The following is a 16,925-nucleotide window of genomic DNA, read 5'->3' as shown; positions in this document are numbered from 1 at the left end:
GTTACAAAACTCCCTTCCTTTTTTAAACGTTTAGGACGCTATTGTTGCAAAAACTGTAGATCACAATTCATTAATAATTATTATAAATTATTTTGAGTACAAGTTAGCTCACCAAATCCTTTCAAATGGTAATGAGATAATTTCCATATTCTATTAGCAGTGGGCATCAAGAAATCCTTCTCCCTAATGCCACCATGCAGGTATTTAAAAATTTTAAGTAGCAATTAAGCCATAAAAAAACGCCCTAAAAGCAGTTTAATGTCTTAAGGCGTTTGTGGATGGATAGTACAATTATCTTTGCATCAAGACTTCTCTTTCGGAGGCTCTTTCCTGTCTTAACGACTCGGAAAAATACCTTTCAAAACTATCATCCATTTCATCTATCCAGTTCGTATGGTGATTTTCGGCCATAGTTCCCGTCATAACAGATCTAAAGGTTACATCGCGGTATCCTAGGATATCGTCCTCCTTGTCTCTTAACCACTTCTTAAAATGAGCTGCTACGGTATCCAAATCAAATTCTGGATAATCGGTCATATTTATAAGCTCTCTAATATAGTCTGTCTGGAAGTCTATTTCATCATCGTGCGTTTCGTTGGCGCGATCTCTATCTAGCCACTTTTCCATATCCTTTGTACGCTCCGATTTTTCAGGGAGTGTGATATTGCCCATCATAACATCCCTGGCTACCCAAGCCTGGGCATCAAACATATTAAATGTATAATACTGATCTTGCATTCCCAGATAGATCAGTTTAGGAAGATCGTTAAAGAAAACTCCCTTATAAAGGTGGTCTGGGTATAGACAGTTATGTGTTTTCAATCGCAATTCGTCTGGCAAGTAAGGGAATTTGTGCTGATAACCGGTACACATTATAACAGCATCATATCTTTCTTTACTTCCATCACTGAAATGGGCGATGTCACCTTCAAAATTTTTGAGCAAGGGTACTTCTTTAATTCCCTCTGGCCAACTTACCCCAATGGGGTTTGTGCGGTAAGTAAGGGTTACGGACTTGGCACCGTGCTTATAACATTGTACACCAATATCCTCTGCGGAGTAGCTACTTCCTACTAGCAGGATATTCTGATCTTTAAATTGATCTGCTCCCCTAAAATCGTGCGCATGCATAACGGCACCAGGGAAGTTTTCCAAGCCTTCATAGTAAGGCATATTGGGCGTAGAATAATGACCACTGGCCACTACCAGGTAGTCGAAAATCTCGGTATAGGTCCTATCATTTACCAGGTCGTCCACCACCACCGAGAACTGTTGCGTTTCCTCGTTGTAGGATACCCATCTTGCAGCGGTATTAAACCGAATGTGTTCGCGGAGTCCGCTTTTCTTTACTCTTCCTTCTATATAATCGAACAATACGGGTCTTGGCGGATAAGAAGAGATAGGCTGTCCAAAATGCTCATCAAAAGTGTAATCTGAAAACTCCAGACATTCTTTAGGACCGTTAGACCAAAGGTATTTGTACATACTGCCGTGAACTGGCTCCCCATACTTTCCAACGCCTGTACGCCAAGTATAGTTCCACAATCCTCCCCAGTCACTTTGCTTTTCAAAACAAACTACTTCAGGGGTTTCAATTCCTTTTTTTCTTAGGGAATCAAATGCCCTTAATTGCGCCAAACCACTAGGTCCGGCGCCAATAATTCCAATTCTCATATTCATATTTCAATCATTAGTTTTAGTTTCAAAAGCATCGTTCACAACAGCCCATAGCAATCCTCATCCCCTCATTGGAAGGGATGAATTAATTAACCTAGCATTGTGCTGTTCTCTTTATTCTCTTGCTGGCACCCAAATCGGAATTATTGGGTGGTAGAGGCCTTGTTTATATTTAAACCAGGCTCTTGGCCTCTATGCTGCCGTAAAATGCAATCCAAAAAATAATAGTAAGGGATTATTAGGTGTTTTAAGCCACCTAATATGTAGCACCCTTTTAAATTTTGCAACTGCGAACTTACAAAAATCCTGACAATTAGGCAAAATAGATTTTCAGGCACTGACCATCAGGCACTTACACTTACCCACTAGTGTCTTTTAGTCATGAAAGGAAGTATATGCTATATTTTAGAGGCGAATATGGTTATTTTTGTCTTGCAAGGACATGGCCTTTACAAAACAGGGCACGTGGGATTTAATCCATAGTATAAAGTTGTATTTTTGGTCCAAAATTACAGTATATGATCATTCATCGTTTAGGGGAAGGCAATTCATTGATCAATAAGTTTGTTGCAGAATTAAGGGATGTAGATATCCAAAAGGATGCCATGCGCTTTAGAAGAAATATAGAGCGAATTGGAGAAATTCTGAGTTATGAGCTGAGTAAAACCTTAGACTACCAGCAAGAGCTAATCTCTACTCCACTGGGAAACAAGGAGATGAACCTCCCCAACAATGATTTGGTTTTGTGTTCCATTCTACGGGCTGGATTCCCCTTGCATCAAGGAATGCTAAATTATTTTGACCAGGCCGAAAATGGTTTTATATCGGCTTATAGGCATCACCCCAACGATGGGGATGCGTTTGAAGTACGGGTAGAGTATTTTGCAACACCTTCCTTAACGGACAAAACTTTGGTTTTGGTAGATCCCATGTTAGCCACGGGGCGGACATTAGAAAATGTTCTTATGTCTTTAAAGGAGTACGGTACCCCGAAACAGATACACTTGGTGTCTGTCATAGGTTCTGAGGAAGGGATTGCCCACGTAGAACAGGTATTCCCAGCAGACACCCATTTATGGATCGCAGCCGTTGATGAAGCTTTGAACAGTAGGGGATATATTGTTCCCGGGCTTGGAGATGCGGGCGACCTCTCTTATGGTAGTAAATTATAAGTAGGTGGGCACAACTGCTTTCCCTTAAAAACACAAAAATACCCGGTCTACCCGGGTATTTTATAAAACTAACTAACTCAAACAAAACAAAAAAAAGCCAAATTAATTCCATGGTTTGGAAACGCCTTGTAATATCCAAGGCTTAGACCAAGGAGTATCGTTTTCTATATACCCAGGAACATCGTCTGTATGGGAGGTGGTTTCCAAACTGTTTAGGGCTGAATAATAATTATCCCTATTTAGGGTACTGTTTGATGCCGGATAAACAAATCGCACTGGGATTACAGTAGATTTTGCGAAAGGTCCTGGGCGTAGATCTGGTAATCCGGTTCGTCTCCAATCCAAATAGGCCTCCGAGGCCGAACTAAAGTTCGCAATCCATTTTTGCTCCATAACTTGTTCCAAGGTACCATCAAAGGCCACCCCATCATTATCTATATAAGCAGAAAATTGATCTCCTATTCCCCAAGTTTCCAAGGAAGCTTCCACCCCTTTGTTATAATTACCTTCCGCATCCGAGCCCCACCCTTTTAAAGCAGCCTCTGCTCTAAGGAAACAGAGCTCTGCATACGAGAATACCCTGGCTTTTAAATGAGGTCCACTTACGGCATTAAACATTGGGTTCATTAGGGATACATGTGGATTTCCACCTCCCTGTACGGGATTTGGGTTTAAGTTATAGGTATAGGGTTCCGATCCTTGATAGGACACAGGAATTCCCACATAAACGCTATTGGTATCAATTAAACTAAGCCCTGCCTCCCGATCTGCATACCAAGTATTTGGATCAAATATCTTGAGGTTATTTGGTGGCAATATGTCTTCATTAATATACCTCACTCCATCTACCACCACATCGTCTCCTCCACCAGGCACTTCCGAGGCGGGTACTACCTTGATGGGGATTTCCACCGCATCGAACCAAATATTCCTTCTAGGGTCGTTTAACTCCCTCAACTTATAGGTAAAGGTGGTACATGGTTTCACCCTAGTAAAATTGGAAGGGGTACCCTGCAGCCCGTTACTAGGCTGGGAATCCCCTGGACCGGTTCCTAAATAGGGAACAGCACACTCTTCCTCCACGCTATCTATCAAGGGTTTGGATAGGGTGGCCTGTACCCCTGCACCGGCGAAACCTGGATCTTTTTCGGACAATCGCATATAGTATCTTAGCGCCAAGGAATTGGCATATTTTATCCATTTTTGAGCATCCCCTTGGAAAAAAATATCTTGAGTAGCGCTAAAGACCTCCAAGTTTCCTGCGTTTGCGGAAAGCATTTCTGAAGCTGCCTCAAAATCTGCAATGACCCCTTTATATACCATCTCTTGTGGGTCGTATTTTGGCAACAATACCTCTCCATCCCCTTCTAGGGCTTCGGTATAAGGGATATCCCCATAGAAATCTGCAAGCAGGGCAAAATTATGTGCGATTAGTATGGTCGCTACTGCTTCGTGAAATTTAAACTCCAGTTCCTGTGCTCGTTCCAGCGCCAGCTTAGCGGTACGTAAATTACTGTAATAGTTTTCCCAACCACTCCCTGGCCAATCGTAATCATTAGTGCCCCAAGAGTCCTTCTGCGTATACTGCACATAAGCCGATAAGGGATCGCTATAGCCTTTATTCCCAACATCCATAGCGGTTTTCACCATTACATCGGTCAATAAGAAACTTGGATTTGCCTCGGAAAGGTTTACCCCATTGGGATTGGTGTTTAGATCGGTGATATCTTGGTCGCAAGAGGAGGCAGACAAGATGCACAAGACCAATATTAATTTATATAGTTTGTTGTAAGTGCTCATAATTTTATCGTATTAATTATTAACAGCCTTTTCTTAAAAGCCTACATTGAGTTTAAAGCCAACGGGAATGGCCCACGGACTCACATTAAAGCGTTCTATACCTTGCTTAAATTGGATACCACTACGACCTTGGGTAGAGGATTCTGCCTGAAATGCCATTTCTGGATCTATCCCGATATCTGCTTTGGTCCATAAAATTATATTACGACTATATAAGGAAATGGCGAGGTTATGTAATCCTATGCGACTAATGGTTTTGCTGGGCACGGTATAGGTAATGGCTATCTCTCGCAGTTTTACAAAATCGGCATCAAAGGTAGCCGTCCTAGTAAAGTCCCAACCGTAATGGTCTTGGTATCTTGTATACACTGTACCGGGTCCTCCTAGGTTTTCAGCGACAGCCACAAAGTTTCCATTATCGTCATAATCTCCCTGTACCCCGGGCATAAAAACACCATCGTTCAGGGTAATCCCTCCTTCGGTAACCGGAAAACCTCCTTCCGCTGCCGTGGGCCCTCCTACCAGCACATAAAACTCTCCGTCTTCCGACAGGTACTTATCGGCATTATTCTTAAGAAAGGTAGGCAGGTCACCAACGTCATTAAAATTGTGCAACTTATTTAACCATCGCTGGGTATGCATATCGGACTCCCCATACCGGTGGGTCTGCGAAACAAACTGTCCGCCTTTACGCCAATCAAAATTCATGGTGATGGACCAATTTTTATAGGAGGCCGAAGTGGTCATCCCCAGATTAAAATCTGGATTAAAGTTTCCTATAATGGGAGCCACCCTATTGCCATCGGCATCCTCCAGTGTTCTATCACTGTCTTCAAAACCAGAATCGTCAATAATTGGCCAACCGTGGTAAGGTGAATTGGGATCATCTACCCGCACCATGGCACGGTCAATAATATTTCCTATTTCTTCGCCCAGCCAGGTGATGGCACCTCCTTTGGCGTCGGTCCATAGGGTTATAGAGTTCATGCCCTCTGCCAGCTCTATTACCTTGGTACGGTTTCTACTGAAGACAAAGCCCATATCCCAATGCCAATCGGTATTGGAAATTATGGTTCCGCCCAATCCGGCTTCTACCCCATTACTGGTGAGCAAACCTGCATTTATAAACCTAGAACCATATCCCGAGGCAATGGGCGTACTAACAGGAAATATCTGATCCCTATTCTTGCTTTCGTAATAGGTGAAATCCATTCGCAGGCGATTTCCAAATAAGGCCACGTCCGTACCCACCTCCCAAGAGCTTTGGGACTCCGATTTTAGATCTGGATTTAAAAGGGTTCCAGGAACCGATAGTAATGAAGCATTGCCCCAGGAGTCGCCACTGTTCAGTACCGGTTGCAAATTGTAGGGACTAGTATCGTTTCCTACCTCGGCATAACCTGCCCTTAATTTTATCAAGGAAACCTTATTACCCAAATCCAACGCATTTTGCAATAGTAAACTGGAAGATATGGACGGATAGAAATAGGAGTTATTGCTATCTGGCAGGGTACTAGACCAGTCGTTCCTTCCCGTAGCATCTATATATAGGATGTCTTTATATCCTATACTTAACAGTCCGTACAGGCTATTTACCTGCCGCTCACTCTTAAAAGAACTATAGTTTAGGTTGTCCGGGGCAATATTAGAAAGGGTAAAGAGACCCGGCGCCAATAATCCAGATCCTCTGTTCTTGGTAGAATTGGTAACGCTCATGGAACTGGCGGTCCGTTTATTTCCCCCTACCGATGCAGAGAAATCCCAATTATCGTAATCCTTTGCATAGGTAAGTAAGAAATCTATATTGGTCTCATTGTTTAGGATATTGGTTATACCATAAGCCCCATTGATATCCTGGGTATATCCCTTGGACATTTTGGTTTCGCGCACCTCCTTTATTTCATCATAATTATAGCGAACCATAGCGGAAAACTCGTCTGTAAGTTGCCAATCTCCCCTAGCATTCCCATAAAAGCGGTTTCTTTCAAATCCGTTATTCACCTCATGGGCCAAGAAATAAGGGTTATTCCATTCGGTATCGGTAGGGTCGTCCCCAAAGGCATAGGGAGAATTTTGTCGGAATCCCTCATAGCCGGGCAACCAATAATCTTTCATCTGACGCACATCTATATGGGGTGCCGTTTCATAAAGGGCTTGCATGGGATTGGCGCCGCGATTAGATGCCGGCCTATTATCGGCACCGGATTTCGTATAGTTGAGGCTAGAACTGATCTTTATTCTATCATTTAGGTTTAATGCCGAATTTAAGTTGATGCTATTCCTACTGAGATCGGAATTAGGGATAAACCCTTTGTGCTCCATATTGGTATAGGACAATCTATAGTTTATCCTTTCCGTATTATCCTGGATGGCCACATTGTTGGTAGTGGTTATTGCGGTATTGAAAAAGTTAGGGGCATTGTTGTAGGATTTCAACTCTCTTGGCACTGGCACCCCGCTATTTATTTCTTCCTGGGTATAGGGCCAATGAATGGCTTTCACCCCTTGATCCAATGCCGGACCGGCCCAAGCCGAGGAGGTTTCCCCGACAATAATAGCCCCGTACGAATTAGATGGAAAATTATCTTCGGTATAGGGTCTAGACCCGGCGGCAAACCTTCTGTGCGTGTCTAGGTAACGATAGGGGATGTCAAAAACGGTACTGGAGTTTATGGTTACCCCCAAGCCCTTTTTAGCTTTTCCTTTTTTAGTAGTTATCAATATGACGCCATTTGCAGCCCTAGACCCGTAAAGTGCTGCAGCACTTGCCCCTTTCAATACGGTCATGCTTGCTATATCATCGGCATTTATATCTGAAATAGCATTCCCGAAATCGGCCCTATTATCACGGCCTACCCCGCCAATATTATTTACGGAACTGATTACTGGCGCACCGTCAATCACAAATAGTGGTTGGTTGTCACTAGAAAGTGAGGAGGCGCCCCTAATATTAATATTTACCGTAGAGCCTGGCCCACCGGTAGAGTTAATTGCCACCCCGGACACCTTCCCGGATAGGGCGTTTAAGGCATTCTCTTGCGGTACATTGTCTATGGCATCGCCACTGACTTCGCTTACCGCGTACCCCAAGGATTTCTTCTCCCTAGAAATTCCCAATGCCGTTACTACCACCTCATCCAGTTTTTCCGAGGAAGTTGCCATCGTAACATTGATAATGGTCCGATTTCCTACGGTTATCTCACGGGTTTGCATCCCCAAGTACGAGAATTGAAGTACCGTATTCTCCCCAGGCACCGTGATACTGTAGTTACCATCAAAATCTGAGGTTACCCCCGTAGTGGTTCCCTTTACTACCACGGAAACCCCTGGGAGCAATTCTCCCGTTTCACTACTAATAACTCCCTTTACTTCTTGCTGTCCCAACATGATGGTAGTCTTCATGCCCAACAGCAGCAGTAATAAGATCTTTACATATTGTTTTTCCATGTTGTATGTTTTTAACGGTTTGGTTAATCATTCCCCTAACAAATCTACCCCATAAAAAGCACTATACTGCATTACATTTTATTAATTATATAGTAAATCTTAACCATCTTTATCTTTATGATAAAAATTTGGGATATTTTCGTCAATATCTTATTAACCTATTCCTTCATTTCCATACTTCTGACGACCTTGAATTCGGGAAAAATAATCTCTAAATAAAAGAGTATGAGGAGTAGTATAAATCATAATTCCCACCCAATTTACCTCCCTTGAATAATTGTTTTGATTAAGCGGTAGGTAGAAAACCTCCTTTTACAACAACTTTTTTAATCCTGCGATATTTTTCAAGATGTAGTGGGCCTCGGGTACCTGTCCAAATCCATACTCGGCAAAAACAAAGGGAAGTTCATTTGCCAAGGCTGCCTCGTAATCCCCTTGGGTATCTCCTATATAAATTGCGTTTTCAAGATTATTTCTTTTAAGGAGCATCTCAATATTTTCTGCTTTGGATTTGCCGGTATTCCCGGAACATTCACAATCTAAAAAATAGGATTCCAACCCGTGATATTCATAAAAGGCTTCTATATATCCTGCCTGGCAATTACTAACGATATACAATTGGTAGTTTCTGACTAAATAGGCGAGGGTTTCTTCCAACTGCGGATAGAGTATGGCTCCAAACGCTTTAATTCTTTCTACTTCTGCCGCATAACAGCTTTGCATTACTACTTGCTGCTGAACCTCTGTTAAATAGGGAAACAAACTAGCACCCACCAAATTATGTTGCATCCCCAGTATTCCCTTTATTTCTTCTTCTGTTATGGGTGCTTGTATACACGGATTATCCCCTAAGGCCTTATGCCAGGCTTTCACGCTCATTTCAAGGGGATCCCACAGGGTTCCGTCCAAGTCGAAAATGATATTCTTTGTAGATTTCCTCCACTTATCCATAGTTCATTGTAACGTTTTTAGCACCGCTATAGAGTGACGCTTTCCCCTGTTTTGGCCGATTGGTAGGCCGCATCTACGATGGTGAGTACCACTTGTCCTTCCTCTATTCCGGGAACTGGGGTTTCCCTCCTCTTTATACAGTTGACAAAATGCTCCATCTGCCGGGTATAAATGGACTGATCACAGTGTTCTGTTCGCTCTGGTAGCTGTGGAACGATTGTTTCAAACCCCTCATCTTTGGGAGTTTTTAGGAAGGTAGGAAAAAGGTTGGCATACCCCTTGGTTCCATATAACCCGGTACTGGCCTCTGGCCCCTCCTTATGAGGGTGCCACCAACCACTTTCAATAATACTTTCGGACCCGTTGTCCCAGGTGATTATTAAAATCCCGGTATCATCTACCTCATAATTCCCAAACTGTGTGGAAATGCGGGCATACACTTGAACGGGTTTGGGGTCTCCTAACAGATACCTTACCGTATCAATAGCATGTACTCCCATATCTGCCAAAGCACCGCCACCGGCCAGTTCCTTATTTACAAACCAACCGGAAGGTCCCCAGTTCTCATGAATTCCATAACCTTTGGTTTTAAAGATTTTTCCCAACACCCCAGAGGCTACAGTTTCCCTAATGTATTGGGCATCCCTATCAAAACGCCACATATGCCCTACCATCACCAATTGCTGTTCTTTATTGGCCACCTCCCTTATTTCTCTGCATTCTGCAGCGTTCATTGCCATGGGCTTCTCAATAAAAACATCCTTCCCCTTTTCCAAAAATTTCAGGGCGTAAGGCGCATGAAACTTATTGGGCGTACTGATGATTACCGCATCTATAGTGGTGTCCTCCGCCACCTCGGTGATTGTATCATAGGCTTTTTTGATTCCATATTTCGCAGCAAATTTTTTGGCATTGCCTATGTTTTTTGAAACTACAGCCACCATTTCTACCCCCGCTAAGGTTTGTAATCCACGTGCGTGATAGTCTGCAATAAAACCCGTCCCTATAAGGGCCATCTTTATAGTATCCATTTTATAAGTTCACAGATTGGCTATTTTCCTTATTCTAATAACTCCCCAGCATGGGCATATATTTTCTGAATGGCCCTAGCGATCAGATCCATATCATCCTTGCTCCCCATCAACACTTTGTGGTGCATGCAAACCGATTCTTCCTTAAATATCCGCTCACAAACGGGCAAGGAAAATCGCTTTGGGTCAATGGCTTTCCAATAGGCATCGTTTAACTTGTGCCTGGCCGGTTTGGTAAGTGGCACATAGAGGGAACAGTTGTTTAGGGGTTCGTAACTGGCATCTACCACAATCCCTAATTCTGCTTGCAAGGCACTTCTAAACTTATCTATAGGTAAACCCTTAAACTCTTTTTTATGATAGCGAAATGCAAAATTAAAATAGGCCTTTTGGGTTTCCCTTTGGTCTCTAATAATTGGGGAAACTCCTGGAATATGGGATAGTAATTTGTTTAAATACTCCCCATTGGCATCCCTAAGAGCATTCTGCTGTGGCAACCGTTTTAATCCTTCTATCAGTATAGCGGCCTGAAACTCTGTTATCCGCAGGTTCCCAGACTGTATAAAGTTACCATCATCGTCTCCATATTCCCCCGCACCTTTATCCATCCCTTCTGTTATGGTTGTTTCTGGTCTACGCCCACAATTTCTTAGGGCATCCATTCTTTCGGCCAACACGGGATCATTGGTGGTGACGGATCCTCCTTCCCCGGCGGTAAGATGTTTGGAAAGCTGATAACTAAAACTCCCAATATGCCCAATACTTCCCGCTTTTTTACCCTTCCACTCTCCACCATGCTTGTGGGCACAGTCCTCTATTACATATAAACTATGTTTCTTGGCCAGGGTCATTATTGCGTCCATATCGGCAAAGGCCCCATATAAATGAACGGGAATAATCGCTTTTGTTTTAGGGGTGATGGCTTTCTCAATTTCTGTAGGATCAATACACCAATTTTCTTCACTAACATCTACCAAAATAGGGATGGCATTTACGTCCAATACCGTTGCAGCTGTAGCTTGCCAGGTAAGTCCGGGTACAATCACCTCATCTCCCAGGCCAACCCCTAGAGCCTCTAGGGCTATTTGCATGGTGACGGTACCATTTACCGTACAAATAGCATGATTTACCCCAGTAAACGCTGCAAAAAGTCGGTTAAATTCAGTTTCCTTAGGTCCATTATAGGACCACACCCCGCTATGGAGTACCTCTAAAAGGGCATTTTCCTCCTCCTGGCCCCATACCGGCCATGTTGGCCAAGGATTATTAGTAACATCTCTAGAGGGAGCCCCGCCATGTATTGCTAGTTTTTTCATTTTTTAAGGTCGATTTCAACGTTGATGTATGCCCTTTGGGATTTTCCTTACTCGACGCTATATTCCACCCCTCCACTTTTAAATCTGTTTCTGCGGAAAATGAATAAGAAGCGGTGAGTTCCCTCTCTTCCCCAGGGAGCAGGTTTATAAAGTTATCTTCCCAGAAGATGGGGAGTAGTAGTTTACCGGTTGCCTTATTTTTTACTTTTAGGTTGATTAGATAGGCGATATGATTTCCCTTATTCTTTAGGTGGACTCGCAAGCGCTGATTGGTTCCTTCTTGCATCACATGATGGGTTACCGATACCTGGGTCCTAGGTAGGTCGTTCAACAATGTGAGATCTGCATATTCCGCACTTGGGGTATGAAAGGCAAAGTCGCCCAAATCTGCCTCATAATCCAACACCTCCTCCCTGGTAGAGAGCCAATAAAAATTATTGGACACTTCCTTAAGCTCCCTATCGTATAATCGCAGATCTACAAAATAGGTGGTAGACATTCCCCTCAGCTCCCCCAGATTAAAAATGGCGGCCGAAGTATCTTTGCCTAGCTTAAAAGAAACGCTTTCATCCAAAAGAACTTCAGAATTGATGAAAAACACCCTTATACGGGCCTGCAGATTTTCTATGGGATATAAATAATCGTTTACAGCATATATCTGCTTATCCCCATAATTATATATGAGATGGAGCGGGGAGCAGGCTTTTTTAGTGGCGTAAAAGGCTGCAGTGGGATTTAGGTAATAATCGTACAACTGCCAGTACATTTTGGGCCAGGCAGCATTTAACATCCATTGAATTACTCCCGTGCACTTTTCTTTATACACTTGAAAGGCTTCCAACATGGGACGCATCAACTCGTAGTTCATGGCTTGTGCTTTTTTATCGAATTCCCACAGGGAATTTGGGGGACCGTAGCGTTGGTCCATTGCCTTAGTAAATCTACTTAGGTCGGAAAACTCGTACCGGCCACAGTGATAATCCCACACCCTATTGATGGGCCATAATTGATCTTTGGGCAACATCTTCTTTAAACTTTCCAATTGGGGCGGCTGGGCTCCAGGGCCTGTTTCCGTATTAAAACCGTACGCACCCCCAAACCGGGTATCTGTAAACCAATAGATAGGAGCGGTATAGGCATAGGGACCCAACATTTTCACCCCGGAAGAACCACTAATTTCACTAATAACGTCCTCAGATCCAACAACATGTTGATCGCTACCCACCCCCCCGGTGCTATTTAAGTAGGGCCTACTAGGGTCGTACTTGGCAAAAGTTTCCACATACCGCTGTTCCAATTCCGCAATAGGCACCTTATCGCTGGCTACCGTCCATACAAAGATACTGGGATGGTTACGCAACCAAATCACCTGATTTTCCCAAGCCTGGGCAATATGTGCTATATCCTCTGACTTGTACACGCCTCCAAAGCGCTCATTCACGGGTACTCCCAAATGTATTTCGTGCTCCCAATGACAGCTCCAACCTACCATCAACAGAATTCCATGCTCGTCGCATAGATCGTATAATTTATGGTCTTTGCCCCAAATTCCCTCCAAGCGGATACAGTTAAGGTTCATGTGTTTAACGTACTTCACTTGGGCCTCCAAACTTTCATGGGTATCCATCAACAGCATATCATCTGTCCAGCCAGCTCCCTTTATCAATACTTTCTTGCCATTAACCTTAAATCCGCGGTGAATATCGTTCAGCCAATAATCTTCCACTTCCCGGATTCCAAAGCGTATACTTTCCGTATCGGAAATAGCTTCCCCCTTAAAAAGGGTCATTTCTAACGAGTGCAAAACTGCTTCTCCCATCCCTACAGGCCACCATAGTTTGGGGTTTTTAAGGTTTAATTGGGGATATTCCTCCCCTTCCATCATTATCAGTTCCTTGCTATAGGGCGGAATGCTAATCTTTTTCTCTAGGGAAACCCCAGCAACTTTTACCACTAGGTTTCCTGAAAAAGTAGTATCTAAAAAATTATGTACTTCTACGGAAATAGTTAGGGCGGCTTCTTGTAGTGTCTTTTTATTTACCTTGGACTTTACGAAAGGTTTATCTAGAAGCCCCCCGCGGTGAAAGTGAAGGCCAACCGTCCTAAATATTCCCATATTTCCATCGGGAGGCGCCGGATTCCAATCTACAAAGCCCGTGCTAAAATCCCCTGGTTGGGGAGGAATCACCTCCACCGCAAGGACATTTCTTTCTGTCAACAGAAAATCGCTCACATTAAAAGAGGTGATTCTAAAGGCACCATCGATTGTTTTTGTATCTGCAATTAACTGCCCATTTAACCAAACATTGGCCTTGTAGTTAATACCGTGGAACCTCAGCTGAGCAAAGCCGTTGGCCTCTTCCCCTTCTAATTGAAAATGGGTAACATACCACCAGGAAACTTTAAACTGCTCGGCAGAGATCGCTTTTAAATTCTCCCCAAAATAAGGGTCGCCAACCAAGCCATTTTCTACCATGGCACCCAATACCGTTGAAGGCACTTTACAGGGAATCCACCCACTTAAACTAGATGGGGTGGTAGATAATTCTTCCCCTGTAGCCGTCACCTTCTCCGAACTCTGAAGGAACCAATGGTCTCTTAATTCTAGCTTATCTCTTCCCCTCATTGTTTCTCCTTCCCCCTGTTTATTCTATTCCTTAGTTTGCTAAGCCTTTTTCTAGCCCGCCACACCATTCCTCCACCAATTAGGATTAACAGTGCTCCAGCAACTAAATCGGTCATATGCTGCACAAAGGTTTCTGTATAGAGCATGCCGAATAGTATTATTATGCCAAAAACCAGTATAAACATCCCTAAAGCATTGTTTATCTGGGCTTCTTTGAATTTTCCTTTTTGTTCCATTTCATTCATAATAAAAGTTTAAAACAGATAATAGATAAACGACAAAATAAACAGCACGCAAAGCGACCACAGTTTAAGATTGTGATACCAACGTCTGTCCTCTTTTTTTATCCCTACGTACACATACTCTCTGGGCAACAGAAGCACCAAGAATCCAATAAAAGCATACAAGGAGAGGAATATCATTTTAGCAGTTTCTTGGGAAATACCGGACAACCAATCGAAATTGAACATATTATTGGGCTTTTTTACTAGTTAGGATTTTAGGGTTAAACACCAAGCCCTCCAATTGAACTTCCGAATGGCGTTTGGTTACAAGGCTTACCGTTATATTTACAAGGAAGCCCAATAAAAAGGACCACCATGAAATATATAGGAAGGGATCTTCTATGGTAAAAAACCGATCTTTAAAAACGTTTAGGAACACAGCAAAACCAATTCCGACCACCAATGCGGTAAGTCCGCCCCATTGGGTAGTGCGTTTCCAAAAGATTCCCAGCAAAAGAATGGCGAACAAGGGCCCTTGAAAATAGGACATAAAGGTTTGTATGGCCACGTAGATACCGGGGAAATCACTGCTAATGGGGGATGTGGCTACCCCTATCACCAACAAGGACAGGGTAGTGAACTGTCCTACTTTTAGATAGTGGCGGTCAGAAGCTCCTTTTTTGATAAAAGTTTCATAGATATCCTTGGTAAAGAGGGTGGCGGTTGAGTTGAGTAAGGAATCTACACTAGACATTAGGCCTGCGAAAAATGCGGCAAACATGAGCCCTACGAGTCCAGGGGGAAGGATAGATTTTATCATCATAGGCAGCGCCTGATCGCCATCTGCTAGATCTGGATGCACTACAACGGCCATTAGCCCTGGAAAGAGTACCAAAAAGGGAATAAACATTTTTAGTGCTGAGCCAAAGATCATACTTGCTTTGGCATGCCATTCATTTTTAGCGGTAAGGCAACGCTGCACAATAGATTGGTTACCAATCATATATGCGTTGGCCATCACAAAGGTGAGTCCAAACAAAATGCCCGTCCACGGGAAGGGCGATTTGGTATCTGAGGGTTGGATGATATCGAAATGACGTTGGTATTCCGGACCCATGGCTGCAATTTTATCTACCATATTATCCCAGCCACCAACTTCGTATAAGCTTAGAAAAACTAGGGCGAATCCGCCAATAAACATGATGATCATCTGTACCACGTCGGTCATGATCACTGCGGTAATCCCCCCAAAATAGGTGTAGAGTCCCACCACCCCGGCCGTAGCAAGGATAGAGATCCAAATAGGCCATCCCATTAAGACATTTAGCAAGACCGCACTGGCCCAGAAGAGCACGCCTAGATTTAACGCGAAAAACACAATCCAGGTTACGGCAGCTATGGTCCTTACTTTCTGATTATATCGCCTACCCAAATATTCCGGGATGGTATACATGCCCCCTCGCCAGAAATAGGGGATGAAAATAAAAGCCGCCAATAACATAGCCGGCACAGAGCCTACCCAGTCAAAATTTCCTACGGAAACCCCGTAGCGATAGGCCTGACCAGAAACTCCAACAAAATCCAAAGCGCCAATATCGGAGACCACAATGGACATTGCTATAGCCCAAAACGGCATGCTCTTACCGCCCAGAAAATAATCCTTGGAATTGTGGACGAATTTTTTGAAATACAAGCCCAATAACAACATCCCCACGATGTAGGAAATCACAATAAAATAATCGATTCCTGTTAACATATCTTTCCTGTATTTAGATTGCCAACCTAAGTGAAACAAGCTTACACCTATAAAATAGCGTGTTGTACATTGCCTATTCCTTGGTTAAGTTCAATTTAGATCTGGGAGTAAATAAAAACCTTGTAATGTTGGTACTACCGTATAGCAGTCTGGCGTTATTTAGTTGGAGCAGGGTGAAAATTACCCACTATATACCCCTGATCTCAGAGGTAGCTGGTCTTCATTTTACCTTTGATTGGTATCCGCTTGGAAATAAATTTCACGAAGCTCCCTAACAAAGAAAAATATATAAAACAGGAAATCCTTAGTATATATTACTCAATACGCATTAGATATTACCCCAGAGTGGTATTTTATAGGCTATTTAGGGGTAAATTGAGGTAATATTATTGTAGGCCATGGAATGGAAAGGTTGTATTTCTTACCCTCCCTTTGCATGAGAGAAAATGTAAACGGGGAATTCTGGGCGCTGCTACCATCCCATTGGAAGGTGTTATTTCTGCTAGTGTATAGGATCATGAAAAGGGGCGTAGGGTACTATGTCGATGAAAGGAAATAGCTCCTAGAGTATTTGAGTTGGGCTAAGGCCCATTTTTGGCAACAATTTTAACCCCCGGATACATCTGGGGGCTATTCAAAAACCAATTATTTAATGAAGCTCAATTAATCCCTTGCCTGCGTTTATTGGTCTTTTCCAGTCAGCCATGTTGCAATTAAAAGGATCACCCTGCAAGGTTTGGGGACCTTGTAGTTTATGTTTAACGGAGAGATCCATGGCGCCTAATGCCGATAAGCCTCCATGGGTTGCCCTCTTAAGCGCTCAAAAGCTTTATAACCTGAGTTCGGGATAAGCATTTAGCAAAATAATGCTAATTGTCCATTTTGATTTTGCTCTTTTTCAAATTTGATTCCCGGTTTCTTCTCT

The 16,925-nt window shown here is 43.1% G+C and carries 11 protein-coding genes; 1 reads left to right on the top strand and 10 read right to left on the bottom strand.

The features are described from left to right. Nucleotides 1–291: 291 nt before the first annotated feature. Nucleotides 292–1,680: an NAD(P)-binding domain-containing protein gene (locus tag BV214_RS16500; RefSeq protein ID WP_086478596.1), complete on the bottom strand. Its 1,389-nt coding sequence runs from the start codon at nt 1,678–1,680 to the stop codon at nt 292–294. A 515-nt stretch (nt 1,681–2,195) separates the two neighbouring features. Here BV214_RS16500 and upp point away from each other — a divergent pair. Then, complete coding sequence (gene upp / locus BV214_RS16495) at nt 2,196–2,849, top strand: uracil phosphoribosyltransferase (protein WP_086478595.1); 654 nt, start codon at nt 2,196–2,198, stop codon at nt 2,847–2,849. 102 nt (nt 2,850–2,951) lie between these two features. On the opposite strand, the gene BV214_RS16490 is transcribed toward upp, so the two are convergent. The 9 genes from BV214_RS16490 to BV214_RS16450 all read right to left on the bottom strand — a co-directional run bounded on the left by BV214_RS16490 (nt 2,952) and on the right by BV214_RS16450 (nt 16,000). Then, complete coding sequence (locus BV214_RS16490; protein ID WP_086478594.1) at nt 2,952–4,649, bottom strand: SusD/RagB family nutrient-binding outer membrane lipoprotein; 1,698 nt, start codon at nt 4,647–4,649, stop codon at nt 2,952–2,954. A 33-nt stretch (nt 4,650–4,682) separates the two neighbouring features. Continuing rightward, a complete protein-coding gene (locus BV214_RS16485; RefSeq protein ID WP_217868870.1) occupies nt 4,683–8,096 on the bottom strand; it encodes a SusC/RagA family TonB-linked outer membrane protein in 3,414 nt (1,137 codons plus the stop codon). Between the two features lie 312 nt (nt 8,097–8,408). Next, nucleotides 8,409–9,047 (bottom strand): HAD family hydrolase, encoded by a 639-nt coding sequence (locus BV214_RS16480; RefSeq protein WP_086478593.1) that lies wholly within the window; start codon nt 9,045–9,047, stop codon nt 8,409–8,411. Nucleotides 9,048–9,073: 26 nt separating this feature from the next. After that, complete coding sequence (locus BV214_RS16475; protein WP_086478592.1) at nt 9,074–10,078, bottom strand: Gfo/Idh/MocA family protein; 1,005 nt, start codon at nt 10,076–10,078, stop codon at nt 9,074–9,076. A 29-nt stretch (nt 10,079–10,107) separates the two neighbouring features. Next, nucleotides 10,108–11,394 (bottom strand): DegT/DnrJ/EryC1/StrS family aminotransferase, encoded by a 1,287-nt coding sequence (locus BV214_RS16470; protein ID WP_086478591.1) that lies wholly within the window; start codon nt 11,392–11,394, stop codon nt 10,108–10,110. Then, nucleotides 11,357–14,020: a glycoside hydrolase family 2 protein gene (locus BV214_RS16465; protein ID WP_086478590.1), complete on the bottom strand. Its 2,664-nt coding sequence runs from the start codon at nt 14,018–14,020 to the stop codon at nt 11,357–11,359. Before BV214_RS16465 ends, BV214_RS16470 begins: the two co-directional genes overlap by 38 nt. Then, complete coding sequence (locus tag BV214_RS16460; protein WP_086478589.1) at nt 14,017–14,265, bottom strand: hypothetical protein; 249 nt, start codon at nt 14,263–14,265, stop codon at nt 14,017–14,019. Before BV214_RS16460 ends, BV214_RS16465 begins: the two co-directional genes overlap by 4 nt. Nucleotides 14,266–14,274: 9 nt before the next feature. Next, nucleotides 14,275–14,490 carry a hypothetical protein gene (locus tag BV214_RS16700; protein ID WP_140157787.1) on the bottom strand — a complete coding sequence of 72 codons (216 nt, stop codon included), beginning with the start codon at nt 14,488–14,490 and terminating at the stop codon, nt 14,275–14,277. Between the two features lies 1 nt (nt 14,491). Further along, nucleotides 14,492–16,000 carry a sodium:solute symporter family protein gene (locus BV214_RS16450; protein ID WP_086478587.1) on the bottom strand — a complete coding sequence of 503 codons (1,509 nt, stop codon included), beginning with the start codon at nt 15,998–16,000 and terminating at the stop codon, nt 14,492–14,494. Between the last annotated feature and the right edge of the window lie 925 nt (nt 16,001–16,925).

Source organism: Arenibacter amylolyticus (genome assembly GCF_002150785.1).
In the GTDB taxonomy this organism is placed as follows: domain Bacteria; phylum Bacteroidota; class Bacteroidia; order Flavobacteriales; family Flavobacteriaceae; genus Arenibacter; species Arenibacter amylolyticus.
Note: the sequence above shows the minus strand (reverse complement) of the source record. Positions and strands in the feature narration are given on the sequence as shown.